The 18158-nt window shown below is 65.6% G+C and carries 11 protein-coding genes and 2 pseudogenes; 2 read left to right on the forward strand and 11 right to left on the reverse strand.

Annotated elements, in window-relative coordinates; translation table 11 throughout:
* Positions 1-170 precede the first annotated feature (170 nt).
* The 8 genes and pseudogenes from MU521_RS19805 to MU521_RS19835 form a co-directional block, all read right to left on the reverse strand.
* Positions 171-866, reverse strand: a pseudogene (locus tag MU521_RS19805) (IS6 family transposase).
* 420 nt (positions 867-1286) lie between these two features.
* Positions 1287-2432 (reverse strand): ISH3 family transposase, encoded by a 1146-nt coding sequence (locus tag MU521_RS19810; RefSeq protein WP_092695217.1) that lies wholly within the window; start codon positions 2430-2432, stop codon positions 1287-1289.
* A gap of 368 nt (positions 2433-2800) precedes the next feature.
* Positions 2801-3031: pseudogene (locus tag MU521_RS21730) on the reverse strand (TrmB family transcriptional regulator); the annotation flags it as partial.
* A 299-nt stretch (positions 3032-3330) separates the two neighbouring features.
* The gene (locus tag MU521_RS19815) at positions 3331-3615 is read right to left on the reverse strand and encodes a hypothetical protein (protein ID WP_092695219.1); all 285 of its coding nucleotides are present in this window, start codon (positions 3613-3615) and stop codon (positions 3331-3333) included.
* A gap of 446 nt (positions 3616-4061) precedes the next feature.
* Positions 4062-6728 (reverse strand): DEAD/DEAH box helicase, encoded by a 2667-nt coding sequence (locus tag MU521_RS19820; protein WP_092695221.1) that lies wholly within the window; start codon positions 6726-6728, stop codon positions 4062-4064.
* 2 nt (positions 6729-6730) lie between these two features.
* Complete coding sequence (locus MU521_RS19825; RefSeq protein WP_092695223.1) at positions 6731-8329, reverse strand: ribonuclease H-like domain-containing protein; 1599 nt, start codon at positions 8327-8329, stop codon at positions 6731-6733.
* Between the two features lie 281 nt (positions 8330-8610).
* The gene (locus MU521_RS19830) at positions 8611-9579 is read right to left on the reverse strand and encodes an MBL fold metallo-hydrolase (protein WP_092695225.1); all 969 of its coding nucleotides are present in this window, start codon (positions 9577-9579) and stop codon (positions 8611-8613) included.
* Positions 9580-9640: 61 nt separating this feature from the next.
* A complete protein-coding gene (locus tag MU521_RS19835) occupies positions 9641-11359 on the reverse strand; it encodes an ATP-dependent DNA ligase (protein ID WP_092695227.1) in 1719 nt (572 codons plus the stop codon).
* A gap of 418 nt (positions 11360-11777) precedes the next feature.
* Between MU521_RS19835 and MU521_RS19840 the strand changes: the two genes are divergently transcribed.
* Positions 11778-13823 carry a cryptochrome/deoxyribodipyrimidine photo-lyase family protein gene (locus MU521_RS19840; protein WP_092695229.1) on the forward strand — a complete coding sequence of 682 codons (2046 nt, stop codon included), beginning with the start codon at positions 11778-11780 and terminating at the stop codon, positions 13821-13823.
* A gap of 70 nt (positions 13824-13893) precedes the next feature.
* On the opposite strand, the gene MU521_RS19845 is transcribed toward MU521_RS19840, so the two are convergent.
* Positions 13894-14346 (reverse strand): hypothetical protein, encoded by a 453-nt coding sequence (locus MU521_RS19845; protein ID WP_092695231.1) that lies wholly within the window; start codon positions 14344-14346, stop codon positions 13894-13896.
* Between the two features lie 270 nt (positions 14347-14616).
* Positions 14617-16134, reverse strand: coding sequence for a lipopolysaccharide biosynthesis protein (locus tag MU521_RS19850; protein ID WP_092695233.1), 1518 nt, complete (start codon positions 16132-16134; stop codon positions 14617-14619).
* A gap of 436 nt (positions 16135-16570) precedes the next feature.
* Between MU521_RS19850 and MU521_RS19855 the strand changes: the two genes are divergently transcribed.
* Complete coding sequence (locus MU521_RS19855; RefSeq protein ID WP_245681233.1) at positions 16571-17572, forward strand: hypothetical protein; 1002 nt, start codon at positions 16571-16573, stop codon at positions 17570-17572.
* Between the two features lie 19 nt (positions 17573-17591).
* Here the strand turns inward: MU521_RS19855 and MU521_RS19860 are convergent, their stop codons facing one another.
* Entirely contained in the window at positions 17592-18146 is a 555-nt protein-coding gene (locus MU521_RS19860) for a hypothetical protein (protein WP_092695237.1), read from the reverse strand.
* Between the last annotated feature and the right edge of the window lie 12 nt (positions 18147-18158).

Raw genomic sequence — 18158 nt, forward strand, 5'->3', positions numbered from 1 at the left:
TCGTGTCCGTCGGTCGCAGTCGGTGGAGGTGAGAAGCCGGCCACAGTCGTCTCAACGTAACAGTAATTCGTTTGTTGTTCTCGATGGGTGAGACGGGACAGTGGTCGGACTCTCCGGACCGACGAGACATCCCCCGGTTTTAGGATTCGACTGGGTGTAGCTCCATCGTGTTAACTTTGGCATTGATTCCACCGGACGGCGAAGGCCTGGAGCCACGATTCTGCTGTCGGTGGCTCTACGTTACCGGACGTATTTGAAAACGAAGAGGTTCGGCGTTTTACCTCGCGGAACACACGTTCGATGGCATTCCGATTTCCGTGATGTGTTGTCTGAAATCGGAGTCCGGGTGCTCCAGCGCGGCTTTGAGGTTGTGCGCTTTATCGACGAGGAAGGTTGCCTGCTCGACCTGCTGTTTCTTGCGGATTTCACGGAGAGACAGCACAGTGAGTTGCGTGGTTCTGGTCTGAAACAGCCGCGCGTGGAGGAATTTATTGGTCTCAGGATCGACGGCGTTCACGAGAGCGAAGCTCTCGTGCAGCCCAACAGAACGCCTATGCCGTTCTGAGGACGGCGTACAGCCAGTGTCGTTCGTCGTTGATTTGAATCACAGTCTCGTCGACCGCGATCTGATTCGGAGCTCCGTCACTGGTTGGCTGTAAATCGGCCTTCTGCACCCAGTTATGGATGGCAGTCCGACTCCGTTCGACACCAAACCTCTCAAGATACTGTTTGGTATTCGAGAGTGATAGCCCAGCAAGATGGAGCTGAATACCCACTTCAGCGATCTGCTCGGGTGTCCGCTCTCGCTGCATAAACTCCAACTCGACCCACTCGGTAGACTTGCTGAGGCGGTCTAATTCGGTCATAACCATCCGAATCAACGACCGCCTCACTCCTAACTTAACACAATCGACACGACGAGTACCAGGCTTTTTCAGGACGGCAAGAGTGTGCTCTCGAAGCCGGCACTGCTGCGGACGCTCAAAGTGCAGCACCACCTGTCGACACACGACGACCTCCGTGTGACCAGGATCGACAGCGCGGCGGGGGCGGGTGACGGCTCGCGGGGCCGTCCTCGAGAGTGGTCGAACGAGTCAAAATGCAGTCGATCACATCGACAGCCGCGTAATCGTGTCTGATGGCGGTGAATCAGATCGAACTGGTCGTGGAGCGTCTTCGAAGCGCTGGTGAGCGTAATCTTCGGGATGGACTGTCGCTGTCGGCGGCGGACTGCCGCCGACGCGACAGCGTTGCCACTCACGACCGCTGTCCGGATCGGTGGACAGCTACCGAAAGAACCGGTCGTTGAGTGGCTGGTTCGCTGGAACAGCACTGCGCACACCGAGTGCTGTCCAGGCGGCCCGCAGCACCATCTCACAGAACTCCGTGAACGACCACTGCCAGAGGCGGCGCCCCCCGCGGCGGGGCGCCGCCACGTACTTCCAGTGAAGATACCGCCAGCTGTTCTGGAGCAGCAGGCTCACGACAAACATCACCAGCCGTAGTCCAGCATCCTGAGAACTGGTGAACGCGAGGCTCTGCTTGGCTAATCGGTAGCTCGACTCGATGCCGAAGCGTTTGCTGTAGTGCTCTCGGGCATCCCGTGGCGTGTCGATGAACGGCGCGTCAGCGGCGTAGCCGTGACGCGCCACCCCGTGTTCGTCGTATCGTCCCTGCTGGTAGACACAGTCGATGAACACGGGGAAGGTCACCTCGCCGGCGAGATCGTGTTCGATCTCGCGGCTCCAGCCTCTGCTGAGTTCGTCTTGAATCGTCTCGCCCCACTTGACGATCGGCATCACGTAGGCGTAGTTGTGCGCGGACAGCAGTCCGAGACAGGTGCTGTTGTAGAATCCGCGATCGAGGTAGACGGCCTTGACGCCGAGGTCAAGGCCGTCGAGGAGTTCGAGGAACTCAGCGAGGACATCGCTGGTGGTGTCGCCAGCGACAAGCTGGCGCACCGCCAGCGTATACCGCTTGTTGCGTACCCGCGCGTACAGCGTCGCATACGCGTGAAACGTCGTTGTTCCGCGTTTCGCCTCCGATGAGTACAGCGCTTCTGTCTCGTCTTCGTCGCCGTAGTAGGGATCGAGGTGGAGGTCGGCGACGACCTCCACCGGTCGATCCAGGAGTGTCTCAAGCGCATCTCGTTGAAGCAGCGTGTCTCCAACCGCCTCAACAGTGTCAAGGTCGAACTGGTCGGTGAGATGTCCCCGGACGGTGTTGGCGTGCGGTGAGTCGTCTGTCGTTTCGCAGACGTGGTTGATCGAGGTCCCGCCGGCGCTGGCGCCGGCGAGGACCTCGTATAAGGTCTCTGTCGTGACCTCAACGTCCTCACCAAGGTCTATCGCAAGCTCCTCGTCAAGACTGTTGACGACAAAATTAAGCAGGTGCTCTTCCTCTATCTCGCTGTCTGCTTGGGTGGCTTCCACACTCCTCCCAAGCAGACGCTTCCTCTAACCCGATGTGATCGACTGAAAATGTGGTCGGAAGGCGTGTACTCTCGACGAACTGTGTGGACCATCTTGGGGTCAAGTGGTTCGAGAATCGAAGATTCTCGCCATCACGGAAATCTTTGATTTCCGTCCGACCCCGAGGCGCTCGGCCTGCTCCGCCTGTAGAAGACGGTGGACGGCCGCGGGCGCATTCGGCCACCCACACTCGGGTCGCGAACGGCTGTTCCCGCAACAGACCTGGAACCCCGCGTTGTCGCCTGTGTGAGAGACACACGAACGACCGCGTCGAGAAGTCGGCGGCACGAGTGGAAGGCGGGCGTCCGGTGTGGATGGTCGTCGGGAGTTCACGCCGTGGGGTCCCGCGCAGTCAGGAGCCTCTGCGACATGAGTCTTCGGGCGACCACGACCAGACCGTTCCCGAATCCCTCGCCGAAAATCGCCTGTCCGCCCTTCGTTTGCGGCATAATAGAGCTTACGAGGAGTGTCGAGCGGTCGACCCCCAACAGTCGCTCGATCGTCGTGTCGTCTTCGGTGGTGTCGCCACCGTGTAACCACCCCAGGCCAGAGATAGACGTCGGTCAACGGCGGGAGCGAACTGGGTTGCCGACCATCTACGGCACTGACAGCACGGACGATGGCCGTGCTCACCGATTCACTACTCCCGGTTTCGTATTCCATACGTTCTGTACCGGACCACAGAGCCTGTATCGGTTTCGACCCGGACTCTCAAAGCGGTGTTTCACCCCGTCGGTCACGGCGGGAAACACGGCATCGCCAGCACCGACGTGACGGTCGTACTCTCAGAGAAGGCCGCTTTGCTCTCCCGGTCCGACACACCGGATACGATACCGCCGTTTGCGGGCGGAGGAGGCTGTCAACGGTCGTCGGTCACGCGCTCCTCGAACGACGCGGGCGCGAGTCGGGCCATCACCTGCTCGAGTTCCGCGAGCGACGTCGTCTGAACGTACTCCCTGCTGGTCTGCAACTCGCTTTCGTACTGGACCTGAAACCCCCAGGTCTCCTCGTCGACGTATGCCGTCCGGTTGACCTGGAAAATCGCCTGGTCGGCGTGGAGTTCCGAGAGTGTCGCAAACGTCTGCCGTGCCGACTCCGGCGCGTCGGCAGCAGGGACGGTGAGCTTGACGCGCAGCGTTCGCATCCTCAGACAGCGGCGCCGATTCGGCGATTCCAGTCCGGTCCGGTTGTCGGTTCCACGGTCCGGTCACTCGATTCGGGCGCCCCTGCAGTCGTTCCGTGACCCCCACCTGATGCTCTTGCGGTCACACTCGGGACGGCACAGCCAGGCGTCTGTGGTGTGCCCCCGTCGAGCACTGGGAGTCGTGGAGGGTCACAGACTGCAGTGCAGTCGTGCGGGGTCTCGTCACGGGGCCGCTCCAGCGACATTGTCGTAGTTATGTTCGGGTAGCAGCGGTAATAAGCCTTACACACGGCCGATTCGGGGTCAGTCCCGGGTCACGAGACCACACACCTGTCCTGCCCGCGAGCGACCATCACCGAGCCCAATCAGTGTCCGGTTTCCCACTCGGATGCCGGTCAGCAGTGTGAGGCCGGGGTGGGTCGGCGGCGCAGACGGTATCTCACCGTTTACTCCGTCGGCTCTGACGTCGACTCGTCGTCGCTGCTGCCCGCCTCGCTGTCCAGCGCCGCAATCACGTCGTCGATGATGAGCTGGCCCGTCGCGCGGTCCAGCGGGTCGTTCTGGTTGCCACAGTCCTCGGACATGATGCACATCGGGCAGCCGCGACGTTGCCCGCAGTCACACCCTGCGATGTGTTCGCGGGTCCGTCGAAGGATCGTCTCGAAGTTGTCAAAGATTGACCGCGTGAATCCGATGCCGCCGTCGATGCCGTCGTGTACGAACCAGACCGGCCCGGGGATGGCTTCGTCGGGATGCTCCGGCATCGACAACCCGCCGATGTCGTTGTTATCGATCAGCAACTCAAGCGGCGCCAGCTGGATCACGCCGTGCTCGGCTGCGTGAATCCCGCCGCCGTACGTGTACCGTTTTTCACCCTCTGGAACCAGCGGGTCCCGACCCGCGCGGTCGGTCGGCTCCAGCAACGGCTCGTCCAGCCGGTCGAGTGTCGTGTCGATGTGATCCGCAGGCAGCGACACCCACAGTAGGTCCGTGTGTAGCGTCAGCGGCGGCGACCCGGTTGGCAGTGGCCCTTCGACGAGCTCGCCGGTACTGACCGTCCGCACCACGTACTCGTTGTACGTGACGTCGACCGTGCCCTGCCCGAAGTAGAGGTCGATCCCGCCGTCGAGCGAGCGGTGGTCGCGGGGCTGCAGGTTGCTGATCGATTTCTGTGAGAGCGTCTGTGTGTACAGCCCGGTGTCGGCCGTTTCGACGTGGATCCGCGGGATCCGGGCGTCCCGGTGGATGTCGACGACTTCGTACTGCTGGCCGGCGTGTAAGAACAGTGCGCCCTCGTGATAGTCGCGATGTGCGCTCTCAGGCGCCACCGGGTCGTGGTCGATGTCCCCGTCCCGACAAACCACTACGTACTCCATGTCCCGGGTCCCGTACATCGAGATACGGCTCTGCGGGCGCGGGTCGCCGGTGTACACCACGCCACCCAGTGAGTCCAGGCTGCTCGTGGACTCCAGTACGCCGGCGTCCTGCCACATCTCTACCATTCCTTCGAGACGGTCGTGGCCGCCGAGGAATGACGCGTCGTCGTCGGTCAACGGGAAGTCGGCTGCCGCCGCCAACACGTGGTCGGCGTACACATTGGCGTTGTCGATGGACACCACAGCGTTCTCGACCGACCCCGAAAACAGGTACTCCGGGTTATCCAGAATGTAGGCGTCCATCGCGTCGGTACTCCCGACCAGCACGGAGAGCGCGTCGGACTCACCGCGGCCGGCGCGCCCGACTTGCTGCCAGAAACTCTGTCTGGTCCCCGGGTACCCGCTGGTAACGGTGGCGCCCACGCTCCCGATGTCGATGCCGAGTTCCAAGGCGTTCGTCGACGCGACGGCATCTACCTGCCCCGCTTTCAGCTGGTTCTCGACACCGCGGCGAGTGCGTTTGCCCAGGCCGGCATGGTAGGCCTCCGCATCCACGCGTCCCGAGCGGCTGTGCGAGTCCGCTGCGTCGACGATTTGTCTGGCGGCAATCTCCGTGCCCTGCCGGGCCGAGCAGAACTGCAACGTCTGTGTGTCGTTCATTCCGAGGTGTGCGGTGACTTTCGCGGCTTCGGACCCAGTCGAGCGGCGGGCGTCCTCGAAGTCGGAGAGCTGGTCGGCGTCCCCGTTCGGGGCGGCCTGCCCGTCCGTGTCGTCGTCGGCCACCTGGTCCCAGTCGACGGGCGGCTCCCAGAGGACGATGTCGCGCCGGCCGCGTGGGCTGCCGTCGTCCTCGACTACTCCGAACTCCAGCCCGGTGAGCCGGCGTGCGTGCGCCGCTGGATTCCCGATCGTCGCTGTCGTCATCGAAAACTGGGGGCGGGAGTCGTAGTGGGCGGCCACCCGGCGGAGGCGGCGCAGAATCCACGCGACGTGGGTGCCGGTGATGCCAGTGTACTCGTGGGCTTCGTCTACCACCACCAGGTCGAGATGTTTGTAGAACCGCGCCCACCCGCCATCCCGCGCGTGCCGCGGCAGATACGCGTTCAGCCCGGCGGGGTTGGTGATGATAAGGTTGCAGTCGTTACGGATGCGGCGCTTCCGGTCGCTCGGCGTGTCGCCGTCGTACACACCGACACTGAGGTCAAGTCCCCAGTCGTCGCGCAGTTTCGTATTCAGCTCCTGCTCCTGGTCGCGACTCAAGGCTTTCATTGGGTAGAGACAGAGCGCGGTGGCCTGGTCGTCCTGCAGGTGGTTGCGGGCGGCCTGCAGCGCGTAAATCCAGGTTTTCCCGCTGGACGTCGAGGTAGTGGTGACGACGTTGTCGCCTGTCTCGAGCTTCCGGAGGGCTTCGGCCTGGTGGGTGAACAGGTCGTACGCCATCTGTGCAGCTAGTTCCGGGCGGAGCACGTCGTCGGCAGGAACGGTGTCTGCGGGCTCGGGCGGGAGCCGCCGGCTCTCGACGATCTGTCCCTGGTAGTCGGGGAACGACCGCTGGAGGGCGTCGTCGGACAGGACGTCCTGTCGGGCGCCGGCAGGTACGGCCGTCGTGTCGGTGTCGGCGCCGGTGTTCTGGCCACCGTCGGCCAGCAGTTCGGGCGGTCGAGACGACCGCGTGTGCGTGTCCGGCGGACTGCCGGGCTGTGTGTCGTCGGTCGGATAGATGGTGTCGTCGGACATTGTCAGCTGAAATCCGAAAGTGAACCCTGACGGCCAGTGGACACGTCGTCCTCGCCGCCTGCTGTGCGAAGGGGGGCGTCCCCGATTGCCTCGTAGATCGTCGCGAGCGCGCGGACGTCGTCTTCGCAGTACGCTTCCAACCGGCCCCAGTCGGGTTCGGGGATGTCTTCGCCGGGGTCGGCAGTGGTGGCGGCGTCGCGCCACCGGGTGTAGATTGTCGCGGCGGTTTCGCCGTCGACCCCGCTGGTCTGTGGCTCCCACCCGATGGCCTCGGCGACGGCTTCGAGCCTGTTCGACCGGCCCGGCAGCACGGCGTTGTCGCTGTTGCGCGCCCAGTACAGCGGGTCGAAGGTGCGGCGGGACTCCCACTCCTCGAGTCGGTCCGGGCAGTGCTCGCGGAACTGCTCGGTGAGGATGTCGAAGTCGAACCCGTAGCCGTTCCACGCGACCAGCGGGCGTGACCGTGAGATGCCCTGTAGCCAGGTGGCGAACCCTTCGAGGTGGGCAGTCGGGTCACCCGGAGTCTGCTGGCGGAACGGATAGTAGGCGTCGCTGTCGGAGCCGCCGTCGAGCACCCCGACCAGCCACGCGACGGACGCGCCCAGCCCGTCCGTCTCGATGTCGATAAACACCGGGTCGTCCGGGAGCGAGGCTGCGGACGTCCGGACGATGGTACCGGTGGTGAGCGCCTCCGCAGACGTCGTGACGGTGCGGGCGGTGGCCTGGCCGGTGTCGAGTGTGTTTGCGACGGCGTCGACACTCATGTCGCGGAGTTGAGTTACAGTCCTGACACCGTGGGAGCGGAGTGTGTCTGCACGGGCATCGCCGACCTGTTCGACGGCGTGCAGGCCGAAACTCCCGGGGTCCAGCGGCGTCGTGGTGACGTGACCGCTGGCGTACAGCGTGGTGTGGAGGAGGTCGTGAGAGGTGGTGTCGGCGGCCGCACCCATGTTCGACGCTTGGCCGACGCCGAGTACGTCGACGCTCACCTCGGCGGCACTGCCGGGCGGGTCGGCCGTCCTGCTGCCGGTACCGGACTGGCGACCAGCGGCGGCTGCAGGGAGTTGCTGTGTGGTCGTGTGTCCGGCTTCGACCATGGTGGAGGCGTGGACGACAGCAGGCGTCTCCGCACTGTCGTCGGGTGAGGGCTGCCAAGCGTCCGGTATCTCCGCGAGATAGGCGGCCAACCCGTCGAGCACGGTCTCTCGGTTTCGTGGGACGACACGCATCTCGAAGGCGTTCGAAACGACGACGACACGGCGCGGTGTGGTCTCGGCCGGTCCGAGATCGGCCGGCGTCTCCGGCAGTGTGTCGGGGGCGGGGGCCGGGGCCACGACGACGACGAGTTCGCCGTCTGGTGTGGCGACTGTACTCGGTCGCATCCCCCGGTCTGCACGAAGAACTGGTTGCTCGACGGCGTGAAGGAGGCGCTGCGCGACGACGTTCTCGTGTGGCGGGACCGGAAGCACCGCATCGGCATCGGTGGCGGAAACCGCGTCGGCGACCGTCGGGTCGGCGTCGTACTCACGGACGGCCGCGCCGGGCACGACGAGAAGTTCGAGCGACGGGGTGTCGGACGAGGGCAGGTGCTCAGGTAGCATACACGGAGAGACCCCGAGCGTTTGTGTCGTTCATACTGCTGTAGTCCTGCTTAGGCTGAGTGGATTGAAAATGCTTGGAACTGGCGAGGGTCGCACCGCGGAGCACTCCCGGCCCTGACTGAGTCGTGGGCCGGCCGACGACCACGGCCTGGGATACCGACGGGCCTCGGCTCCGGGTGGGACCACACGCCGGCGACCCGACGATGGACCGCCGGTCGTCGCCTCGGCGGCGTTCGGCGGCAGTCGCTGTGCGGTGGACCGTTCGGTCCGCACGGAATCGCTCAGAAGTCTCCGAGAGATAGCTGGTTCTGCCGGAGCGAAGTGGCGTCGTATCCGGCACTGGTCAGGTGGTCGGCCAGCGTGGCCGCCGAGCCGTGCTGGGTGTACACCGTTTCGGGACCGACGGTGTCGGCTACGTCGAGCAGTTCCGCGAAATCACAGTGGTCCGAGAGCGGGAACGTGACGTCGTAGTCACCCTGGAATTTGAACGACTGGTCTACCGCCCACCCCGAGAAGCCCGCTTTCACGGCACCGGCCTCCGTCGCCAGCCTGTCGACCCAGTCGATGCGGCCACTCGTCATCGGAAGCACCAGTGCGTCGCCCTCCCGCAACGAGGTGTCCTCGCCGTAGTGGTCCACGTCGAAGGTGACGTCACGGTGAGTCTCGATAACCTCGTTGACTCGTTCGACAGCCGGGGTCGTGAACACGCGCTCGCGGTCGGCCTCGGCGGCGAGTAACTGGAGTTTCTGCGCGCGGCCGAGTGCGTATCCGAGGAGGATGACCGGTTCCGGGGTCTCCCGGAGCCACGTGTGGATGTCGTCGGCAATGTCGTCGTGCGACGGGAAGGTGTACTCCGGTTCCCCATACGTCGCTTCGATGACGAGGACGTCCGCAGACGGTGGCTGGAATCCATCGAGGTAGAACCGTGATCGGGTGCAGATGTCACCGGTGTAGAGGTATCGAGTCCCGTCTGGATCTGTCACGAGGGCGGCCTGGGACCCGGCGACGTGGCCGGCTGACAGGAGGGTAACCCGAGGGTCGGTCGTCCGGTGGAGTGGCACGTCACGCCGGGCGGTCGCCAGCGCGGCTGTCAGTTCCGAGCAGACCGCCGTCGCCTCGCCCTCCGGGTAGTGGTCGCCGTGTGCGTGAGTTACCACGTTCACGTCGCCGTCGAGGTCGTCGGCGTCACAGACGACGCGTGTCCCGTCCGAGAGCGTCAGTTCGATGCCGTCTCTGTACCTGACAGTCACGTTCGTCGCTACGTGCCGATGTCGAATGGTACTTGCGCCCGTGCCTATGCCAACCGCCACCTCACTGGCCGTCGTAGAGCGCGGTGACGCGGTCCAGGGTGTCGGCGTCCGCCGGAGCGAGGTCGTCCCGGAAGCCGAGGAACCGCGGGAATCGAAGCGCGTAACCCGAACCGTACTCCGTCGAGGCCTGAATCTCCTCGTACTCAACTTCGAACACCAGTTCGTACTCTAGCTCGACGTCTCGTCCCTCGCGGGCCGTGACGAGCGGTTCGAGGCGGTCTGTCAGCGTCCGGAGTTCCTCGTCGGTGTAGCCGGTCGAGAGTCGACCGACCTCGCGGAACGTGTCGTGTTCGGGGTCGTAACAGGCGAGGTAGAGCCGGCCGAGCTGCTCGGAGCGGCGCCCCTCGCTGTACTTCGCGCGCGAAACGACGAGGTCCAGCGGTTCCATCGTCGGCTTGAGTTTCAGGAGCCGTCCGACGCGGCGACCCGGCTGATAGGCGGCATCCGGGTTCTTGATCACTATCCCTTCGTGGCCGGCATCCAGCGCCTCGCGGTACAGCGCCTCTGCGGATTCCAGATCGTCGGTCGATGTCCACCGCCACCGGGTCCGCTCCAAGCCGGCCCGCGGTTCGTCCGGTGCCGGTGTGACCGTCTCGAACGCCGATTCGAGTGCATCCAGACGGGTTACGAGCGGTTCGTCGAGCAGGGTTCGGTCGAGTGCCAGACAGTCGAAGAGGTGAACGACGGCGGGTATATTCCGTGCCAGTGTCTCGACGTCCGACTCGCGTTTGATTCGGCGGGAGAACTCCTGGAAAACGGTCGGGGTTCGCTGGTCGGACGAAACCGTCTCCGGGGTGTACCCAACGAGTTCACCGTCGAGGACGACCCGCTCGACGGTGACACCAGCACGAAGCGCCCGGACCACGTCGGGGAACTGCTCGGTGACGTCTTCGAGTCGACGGGTGAACAGCCGGACATCGTCCCCGTCGACGTGGATCTGGATCCGGATGCCGTCGTATTTGTACTCACAGAGCGCCCGACCGTCGCTCTGTGCGTCGCGCACCCCGTCTTCGAGTGCGTCCGCCTTCTCCGCGAGCATCGCCTTGACCGGCCGGAACAACTGGACGTCGAGCGCGTCGAGACCGGCACGCCCCTCGTCCCGTGCGGTCTCGGCGACGACGCGGTAATCGGTGGTCACCTGGAAGGCACGCTCGACGGCGGTGATGGACGCCGAGGACCCATCGAGGAACGCGACCGCGATAGCGTCCCGAATGGTGCCTTCACCGATACCGACGCGCATGTGACCCAGCGCGGTCCGGACGACGTAGCGGGCTCCGTCCGGATCCGCGTCTGCGAGGAGTCCAGCGAGCCTGTCGACTTTCCGGTCCTGACTGCCCGTTCCCTCGTACGTCGCGAGTTCTCGCAGTTCGTCGTGGACGCGTTCGACGGTCAGCGGTTCCGAGAACAGCGTCTGCTGACCGCCGTTGGCGACCGCCCAGGCGGCCGCGTCACCGAGGTCACCGGTTTCCTTCCAGCGCTCTCTGACGTCCGACTCCGCGGCACCGGTCGCCCGGAGAATCGCCGAGAGAGTAAGGCTCGACGAGACGCCCAGTTCCGTCCGGTCGTACGCCGGCGACAATCGCCCCCTGACGAGCGTGACCAACCGCGAGAGCATGTCCCCGGCATCCGCGAAGACCTCGGCGAGCGCGTCCCGTTTCTCGTTGTTCGAGTCAGTTGCCGCGAGGCGGTCGTACACGTCGACGAGGGCCTCGTACTCCATCAGCGGTGGCTACGGGACCAACAGCAAAAGCCTCTGGGCCGTCACGGCTCGGGTCCGGACGACAGCTCCGGGCAGGCCGACTGGAATCCACGGGAGGGATGTCGGATTGGCGGTCAATCTCCGGAGGACACAGTCGACCGACGCCAGTTACAGGCCGAAGTTCGAGCGTGTATCGAGTCCGTCGCTGGCCGGATCGGGGGACGCCCCCGCCGTCGGCCTGCGAACTGCGTCGTCGGCCGGTGTCGAGAGCGAGCGTTTCGCCGACGGGGCGAACCCGGCTCCCGTCGCTGTGTACACGTCCTGCGTGGCGGACGCGACCCGGCCACGTCTCTACGCGCAGGCCGACTGCCCCCGAGGGTGCCCCTGGAGCGGTTCACGACGGAACTAAACGACTCAAGGACGTAGTAGCGGTGTATCGATGTCGGACGAGAGCGACCGTGAAATCGAGGACGCAACCGTCGGTACCGTCGCCGATGTCCTCGGCGACACGACACGGCCACACTCGTCCGGCATCCCGGCACCGGCGGACCTCGACGGTGTCGAGTCGGGAACCGGATACGTGGTCTGGCATCGAAAGCACCTCCGACTCGCCGACCACCGAGCGCTGTCGCGAGCGGTCGCCGAGGGCGACGCCGTCTGTCCGCTGTTCGTGTTCGACCCCGCGTTCTACAGCAGCGACGGACTGGCGTGTGACGCTCGTATCCGGTTTCTCCACGAGGCAGTCGCGAGTCTGAACCGACTGTATGCGGCCGCGCCGAAGCGATCGGTTCTCCGCACGACGACACAGTCCGCCGCCGGTCTCGCCGAGCCGACACCAGCGGAATCAGGCCCGTCGGCCGGTAAAACCGATGCTGGCAGACGCGAGGCGAGCCTCGGACGGGCTGACGTATCGGGTCTGACCGTCGGTTTCGGTGACCCCGTCGACATCCTCTCGCGGTTCGTCGACCGCGGTTGGTCGGTCCTGACGATGGCGACGCCGACGAGTCGCTACGGCCAGCGCCGAGACGAACGCGTCCGGGCGGCCTGTGGCAACGCTGTCACCTTCGTCTCCGGTGACGGTCTGGTTCGCGACCGGGAGTGGCCGCGGGCCGACTGGCAGTCTCACGTCGAAGACTGGCTCACAGCGTCACAGCACACACCGGCGTGGGACGACCACGACACCGCTCAACTCAGTATCGAAACCGGCGTTACGCCGGCAGCAGTCGACGAGAAGTTCGACATCACGCCGGTGAAAACTCGGGTTCCGTCTGGGACACATCGCGCAGCGACCAAACGCCTGCGCGAGTTCGTCGATCAAGTACCCGCGTACCCGACGAACATCTCCGCGCCACAGGACGCCCGAGAAGGCACGAGCGGGCTCTCACCGTACCTCAACTTCGGCCTCCTTTCGGTTCGACAGGTGTACCAACACGTGCTCGACAACGCACCGTCCTGTCGCGGTCGCAGCATGTTCACCGACCGGCTGGTCTGGAACATGCATTACAACCAGAAGTTGTCGGACTGGCCGGGGTGGACGGAGCGGGCGGTCAATCCCGTTTTCGAGGGGCGCAACGAGGACCGTCACGACCCGGAACTGGTCGCCGCCTGGAAAAACGGCGGGACGGGATTCCCGATGGTCGACGCCGCGATGCGGTGTCTCCGGCGAACCGGGTGGCTGAACTTCCGGATGCGGGCGATGTGTGCGTCGTTTTTTACACATATTCTCCACCAGCCGTGGTGGATCGGGGCCGACTGGTACCACCATCACCTGATCGATAGCGACGTGGGTATCAACTACACACAGTGGCAGAGCCAGGCCGGCCTCATCGGGAAGCCGTCACAGCGGGTGTACAACCCGCGGAAGCAGGTCCGCGACCACGACGCCGACGGCGTATGGATCACGCGCTGGGTTCCCGAACTCCAGCCGCTGCCGAGCCAGTTCCTCGCCCGGCCAGAGCGGACACCACTGGCCATCCAACAGGAGTGTGGTGTGACGATCGGTGCGGACTACCCGAGCCCCGTCGTCGATTTCGAGACGCGTCGCCAAGCGTTCTGGACCCGGCACGAACGGCGCCGTTCCGACGCCGCACGCGAGCTCCGGCGTCCGGAGATTGCCAAACGGGCGTCGTTCTCCGGCGGATACGAGGCCGCACAGGCCATCGCCGACGAGTACGGTCGGGACGGGACCGAAGACGGAACGCAGCTCTCGCTCGGCGAAATCGACGACGGCGGAGACGAGGACACCGGCGGGGACCGTTCGGTGACGGGACAGGGTGACGCGGACGCGGCCGACGCCGAGGGCCCATCGACCAGCGACGATACACAGTCACCGATGCCGACCGGCGTCGGAGCGAGCGCCGGAGAACCCGCACCGGACGACGAGACCGCGGTCCCCGACGACCATGCAGGCGACGGCAGCGGGACCGACCACGACGGCGACGACGACGCGTCAGACGCACAGACGAGCATCCAGCGGTTCGAGTGAGCTGCAACCGAAAACACACGTACACGTCGGGGATGCTGTCGGCGCGGGCTGGCGCGAGAGAAGACGGTCGTTACACCCCGTCTGCCGTCCCCTCGCCCGCGTCGGAGTCGAGCAGCTCTTCGAGTGCAGCGACGGCGTCGTGGGTGCTGTGAGTGTCCGCCAGCACGGTTCCGAGCGCGCCGGCCATCTTCAGTACGGACTGCTCGTCGACCTGGACTTCTACGAGGCCGCGGTCGCCGCGTAGTCTGAGGGTCTTGATCGTCGGCGCGTCGTGGATGACGGACGTCTCCCGCAGAAACCCGGCTTCCGCAGGGTACTCGCGGTCGAGTTCGTCACGCCCGTCCGAGGTTATCGCGAAGAGACCGCGATCCACCTCGGTCACCAGTCCCGCGTCGGTCAGAGTCGCCAGGATATCGGTGGCGTCCGCCTCCGCGAGCGCACTCTGTTGACGGATGTGGTGGCGGTTCGAGCGCCCGTGAGCGATGACCTGCAGCACGCGTCGCGCGTCGTCGTTCAGGTCCATACCTACACAACGACTCGTCGGAATAAACCGTCGCGGTTTCCGGTCGGCGCACGTCCAGAGCCGGAGCACAGGCCGTCGAGAGCGTTGCCGGTCGGACGACACCGGGTCGAATCTCGGGTCGAAGACCCCTCGTCTCGGTGTGGCGTGTCGGCACCTCGCTCGGGAGTGGTCGACACGAACGCCGCCGGGGGTTTCGAAACCCTCACACGTCCGGGTTCGGACACACGTCGCAGTGGCTCAGTGACACCCCAACCGCGACCACGGGACCGGTCACGGTGACCGACTCGACGAAACGACGCTCCCGAGGGCGGCGGTGATGACTGCCTTGTCGGCGTCGCTCAGGATGGTGACCCAGATCACCCAGAGGTACCCGATCACGACGGCACCGGTGACGACGAGTCCGGGGAGCGTGGCGAGACGGGTGGTCGCCACGGCGGCGACGGCGAGGCCAGTGAGCCCGACTCCGACCGAGAGGAGTTCCGTGCGGGTAAATGGGACGAATCCTTCACGGACGTACAGCAGACAACACTCCGTCGCGTTGTTGAACAGGACGGCGACGAGATACGAGACACCGAGACCGACGACTCCGAAGCGAACGGTGAGGAGGAGTATGGTCGGGAGCGCGACGGCGGCGTTGAGCACCTGGAGGGCGAGACTCGCCCGTTCGTTGTCGGTCATCAGCAACACGAGTCCGACGCTCCCGAAGGTCGTAGCGAGGTACTGTCCGATCACGACGAGCAACAGAACGACCGCCGCGTCGGCGTAGGCCGGTGAGAACAGTGTCAGTAGCTCGCGATGGTACGGGACGAGTAGCAAGACCACAGGGGTCGCGGCGACGGTCGCGAGTCTGGCTGTCCGCTGATACAGCCCCTCGAGGCTCGATGCTCGCCCAGCGTCGTACAGCCGCGCCGCGATTGGCGGGAGGATGGTGTTGACGCCGCTCAGCGGCCAGCGGACGAGCTGGCCGAACACGACAGAGAGGCTGAACAGCCCCGCTTCGACGGGGCCGAGTACGACCGCCATGACGACGAACACGGCCCGACGCTGGACGAGTTCGAGTATCGCGACACCGCTCGCGGTAACGACGTACCTGAAGAATGCACCGAGCAAAGCACGGTGACGAGCCAGCTTGACTCCGGTTCGGCGGACGACCAGCACCGTGGCGACCGTCCCACCAACGAAAGTCGCTCCGACGACACTCGTCCAGAGCGTCGCCACCGCGTCGTCGGCAGCGAGAACGAGAGTGCCGACGAGCGCCCCCAGCAGGAGGGCCGCTGGTCGGAACACGTGTGAGACGAGCATCGCAGTTCGAATCGCTCGAACCGCCCGAAACACGTCCCGAGCGTTCCGTAACAGCACGAACGGGAGCAGTCCGAGCGCATAGAGGAGCAGCGTCGACCGATGGCGCGGTTCCAGGAGCGTCAGCTGTATCAAAGGGTCGCGAAACCAGACGATGGCCCCGGCGAGCACCGCCCACGTCACAAAAATACCGACGAGTCCGGCCGTCACGACGGATTTCCGAGCCGACGGGTCGGCCCGCGCCATCGTCCGTGAATACCCGTCACCGATCCCTGCAACGAGGTTCTTCACAATCGTCTCGCCCCGGACGAACACCGAGAGGTAGCCGTACACGACGGCCCCGGACAGCGCCGTCACGACGAACGAGAACGCGACGATCAGCGCCCGTTCGACACCGAAGGCCACGACGCCGACGCTGGCTTTCTCTACGACCTCGACCAGCAGGTCGTCTTCGCTGTCGCGTGTGTCCTCACGTGTGGTGCCTGACATGGTTCTCTCGCTCCGCCGACGCACGCCTCGTGCCGGTCGTCGCTCCCCACCGAGACCGAACGCGGGCCAGGTCGGACCGACGACGGCACTGCACCGATGTCGGCATCGTACCTCATCTTCGGGACCCGCACGTATTCGACTTCTTCAGAAGGTGCGGGCGCCGCAGCGACCGGACTCCGGTGGCGCCCGGTCGGAACCAGCGACTCGGCTGCGACCGACATGCTCGAACCCCTATGGACAGTCGGGACGGAGTGAGTCCCGCGGCCAGGGGGACGCTGGCGGAACGTTGCCGAAAGAGACAGGACCACAGGGCGTCTATGTTCGGATAGCTTTCGACATGTCGTCTCCGGCAATCGTGGTGAGCCAGTCGGGCCAGCCCACACACGGCTTGGTGGACATCATTGGGGCGCAGGTCGGCAGGCCAGTCTCGACGCACGTGACTGACCGGCCGGAAGACGCCGAGTACTACCTCTCGCCGGCGACCGTCACGGAACTCGCGAACCGGTACCTCGGCGGAGACGACGGGCCGACTCTGGTCGTGGACGGACTGCTCCACCCGGGCCAGGCCGTCGACCTCGGTTCACGGCTGGAATCGACGAGGATACTGGACAGGCGGGGGGCAGTGTGGGAGTGGCTGGGCGAGGCGAACCCGGTCGCGGCGGCACGGGCGTCGCTCCGGCAGTCCCGCATCGCGCGACGGGACGCAGCCACAGCACAGCGAACCGAGAGTACGAGCGGTCCGACGGGAGAGGACGGCCGACACGCCGAGTTGGAGCGACAGTGTCAGTCGCTCCATGCGGAACTCGACCGCCGAGGGGCGGCCGCCCGGGACCGGGTTCGGACGCAGTACGGCCAGGTCGACGGAAACGTGGTGCTGGTCGGGCGCGTGGCCGCGGAGCGCTCGCAACTGTGGGGCGAACTGACCGGCGAGGCGGTCAGCCAGGAGCCGGGTCGCCCGGCACAACCGGCGACAGCGGCGGCGACGGTCGGACCACACGAACTCGCGGTGACCGACACCCCCGGCGTACCGGGGACGGACGGGTTGCCGGAGTGGCTGACCGAGGTGGTCCCCGGCCTCCTCGCGGCACTGGCCGAGGCCGACTGCGTGCTCGTCGTCGGCCCGCACCGTGGACCGCTGCGCGACGCGATCACAGACCGATTCGACGCCGACTGTCGCGCGGTCGGTACCGCGACGGCCGATGCCGCTCGGGCCGCCCTCGGTGCGGTGTTCGAGACGGTGGAACTCGCACTGGAACTGCCGTACACGGACGCGGCCCACGCCCTCGTCTCGGCACTCCACGACGAGGGAGTCGTCCACGAGGTGGCGTACGAACAAGCGATTTACGTCCGTGTCGAGGTCAGTCGGTCGGCGGTCGAGGAGTTCGAGCGTCGCGTCTCCGACGCGGACGGGCGGCTCACCACGGTCGAGGCGGGGTGAGGCCCGGGGACACGGGACATTAGCTGGGTACGACGGCGAGGTGGGGCTCTAACACTTTCGCCTCGTCCGGGTGCGCCGCGCTGTAGGCGGCCCACTCCTCGGCGTCGAACTGGAACACGATTTCACAGGGCCAGTCGATGTCTCCGCCGGCCGACTCGAGTTTCGACTGAATCGTCGCGGCCTCGTCGGCGTCGACGAGTGCGTCGCTGGTCGCGGCCAAGAACTCCCTGAGTGCCTGGTAGGACGCGATGTCGAGGTCTGCCCGGTACGTGTCGTGGCCGTCGCCGTCCGTGGTCACGTTCTCCTCGCCCTGGTCGGACAGCGGCGAGCGTGAGGCTTCGGGGCGTGTCCCCTGCCCGAAGTAGAACACGAACCGCTCACCGACGAACTGGAACGGCCCGTGGGGACACTCGGGCTCGGCTGGGAAACACCGCCAGGCGAACGTCGCCCCGCAGTCGAGACAGCGAAACCGGGCGACGGTGTTCGTCCCGACGGGGTCGTTCCTGTCGAACCCGCCGGCGGGTTCGATGACCGCACACTCCGGGCAGTGTGCCTGACCGCGGCTGTTACTCACGTTAGTGCTGGG

Origin of the sequence: Halorientalis regularis, from assembly GCF_023698535.1 — an archaeon.
GTDB classification, from domain to species: Archaea; Halobacteriota; Halobacteria; order Halobacteriales; family Haloarculaceae; genus Halorientalis; species Halorientalis regularis.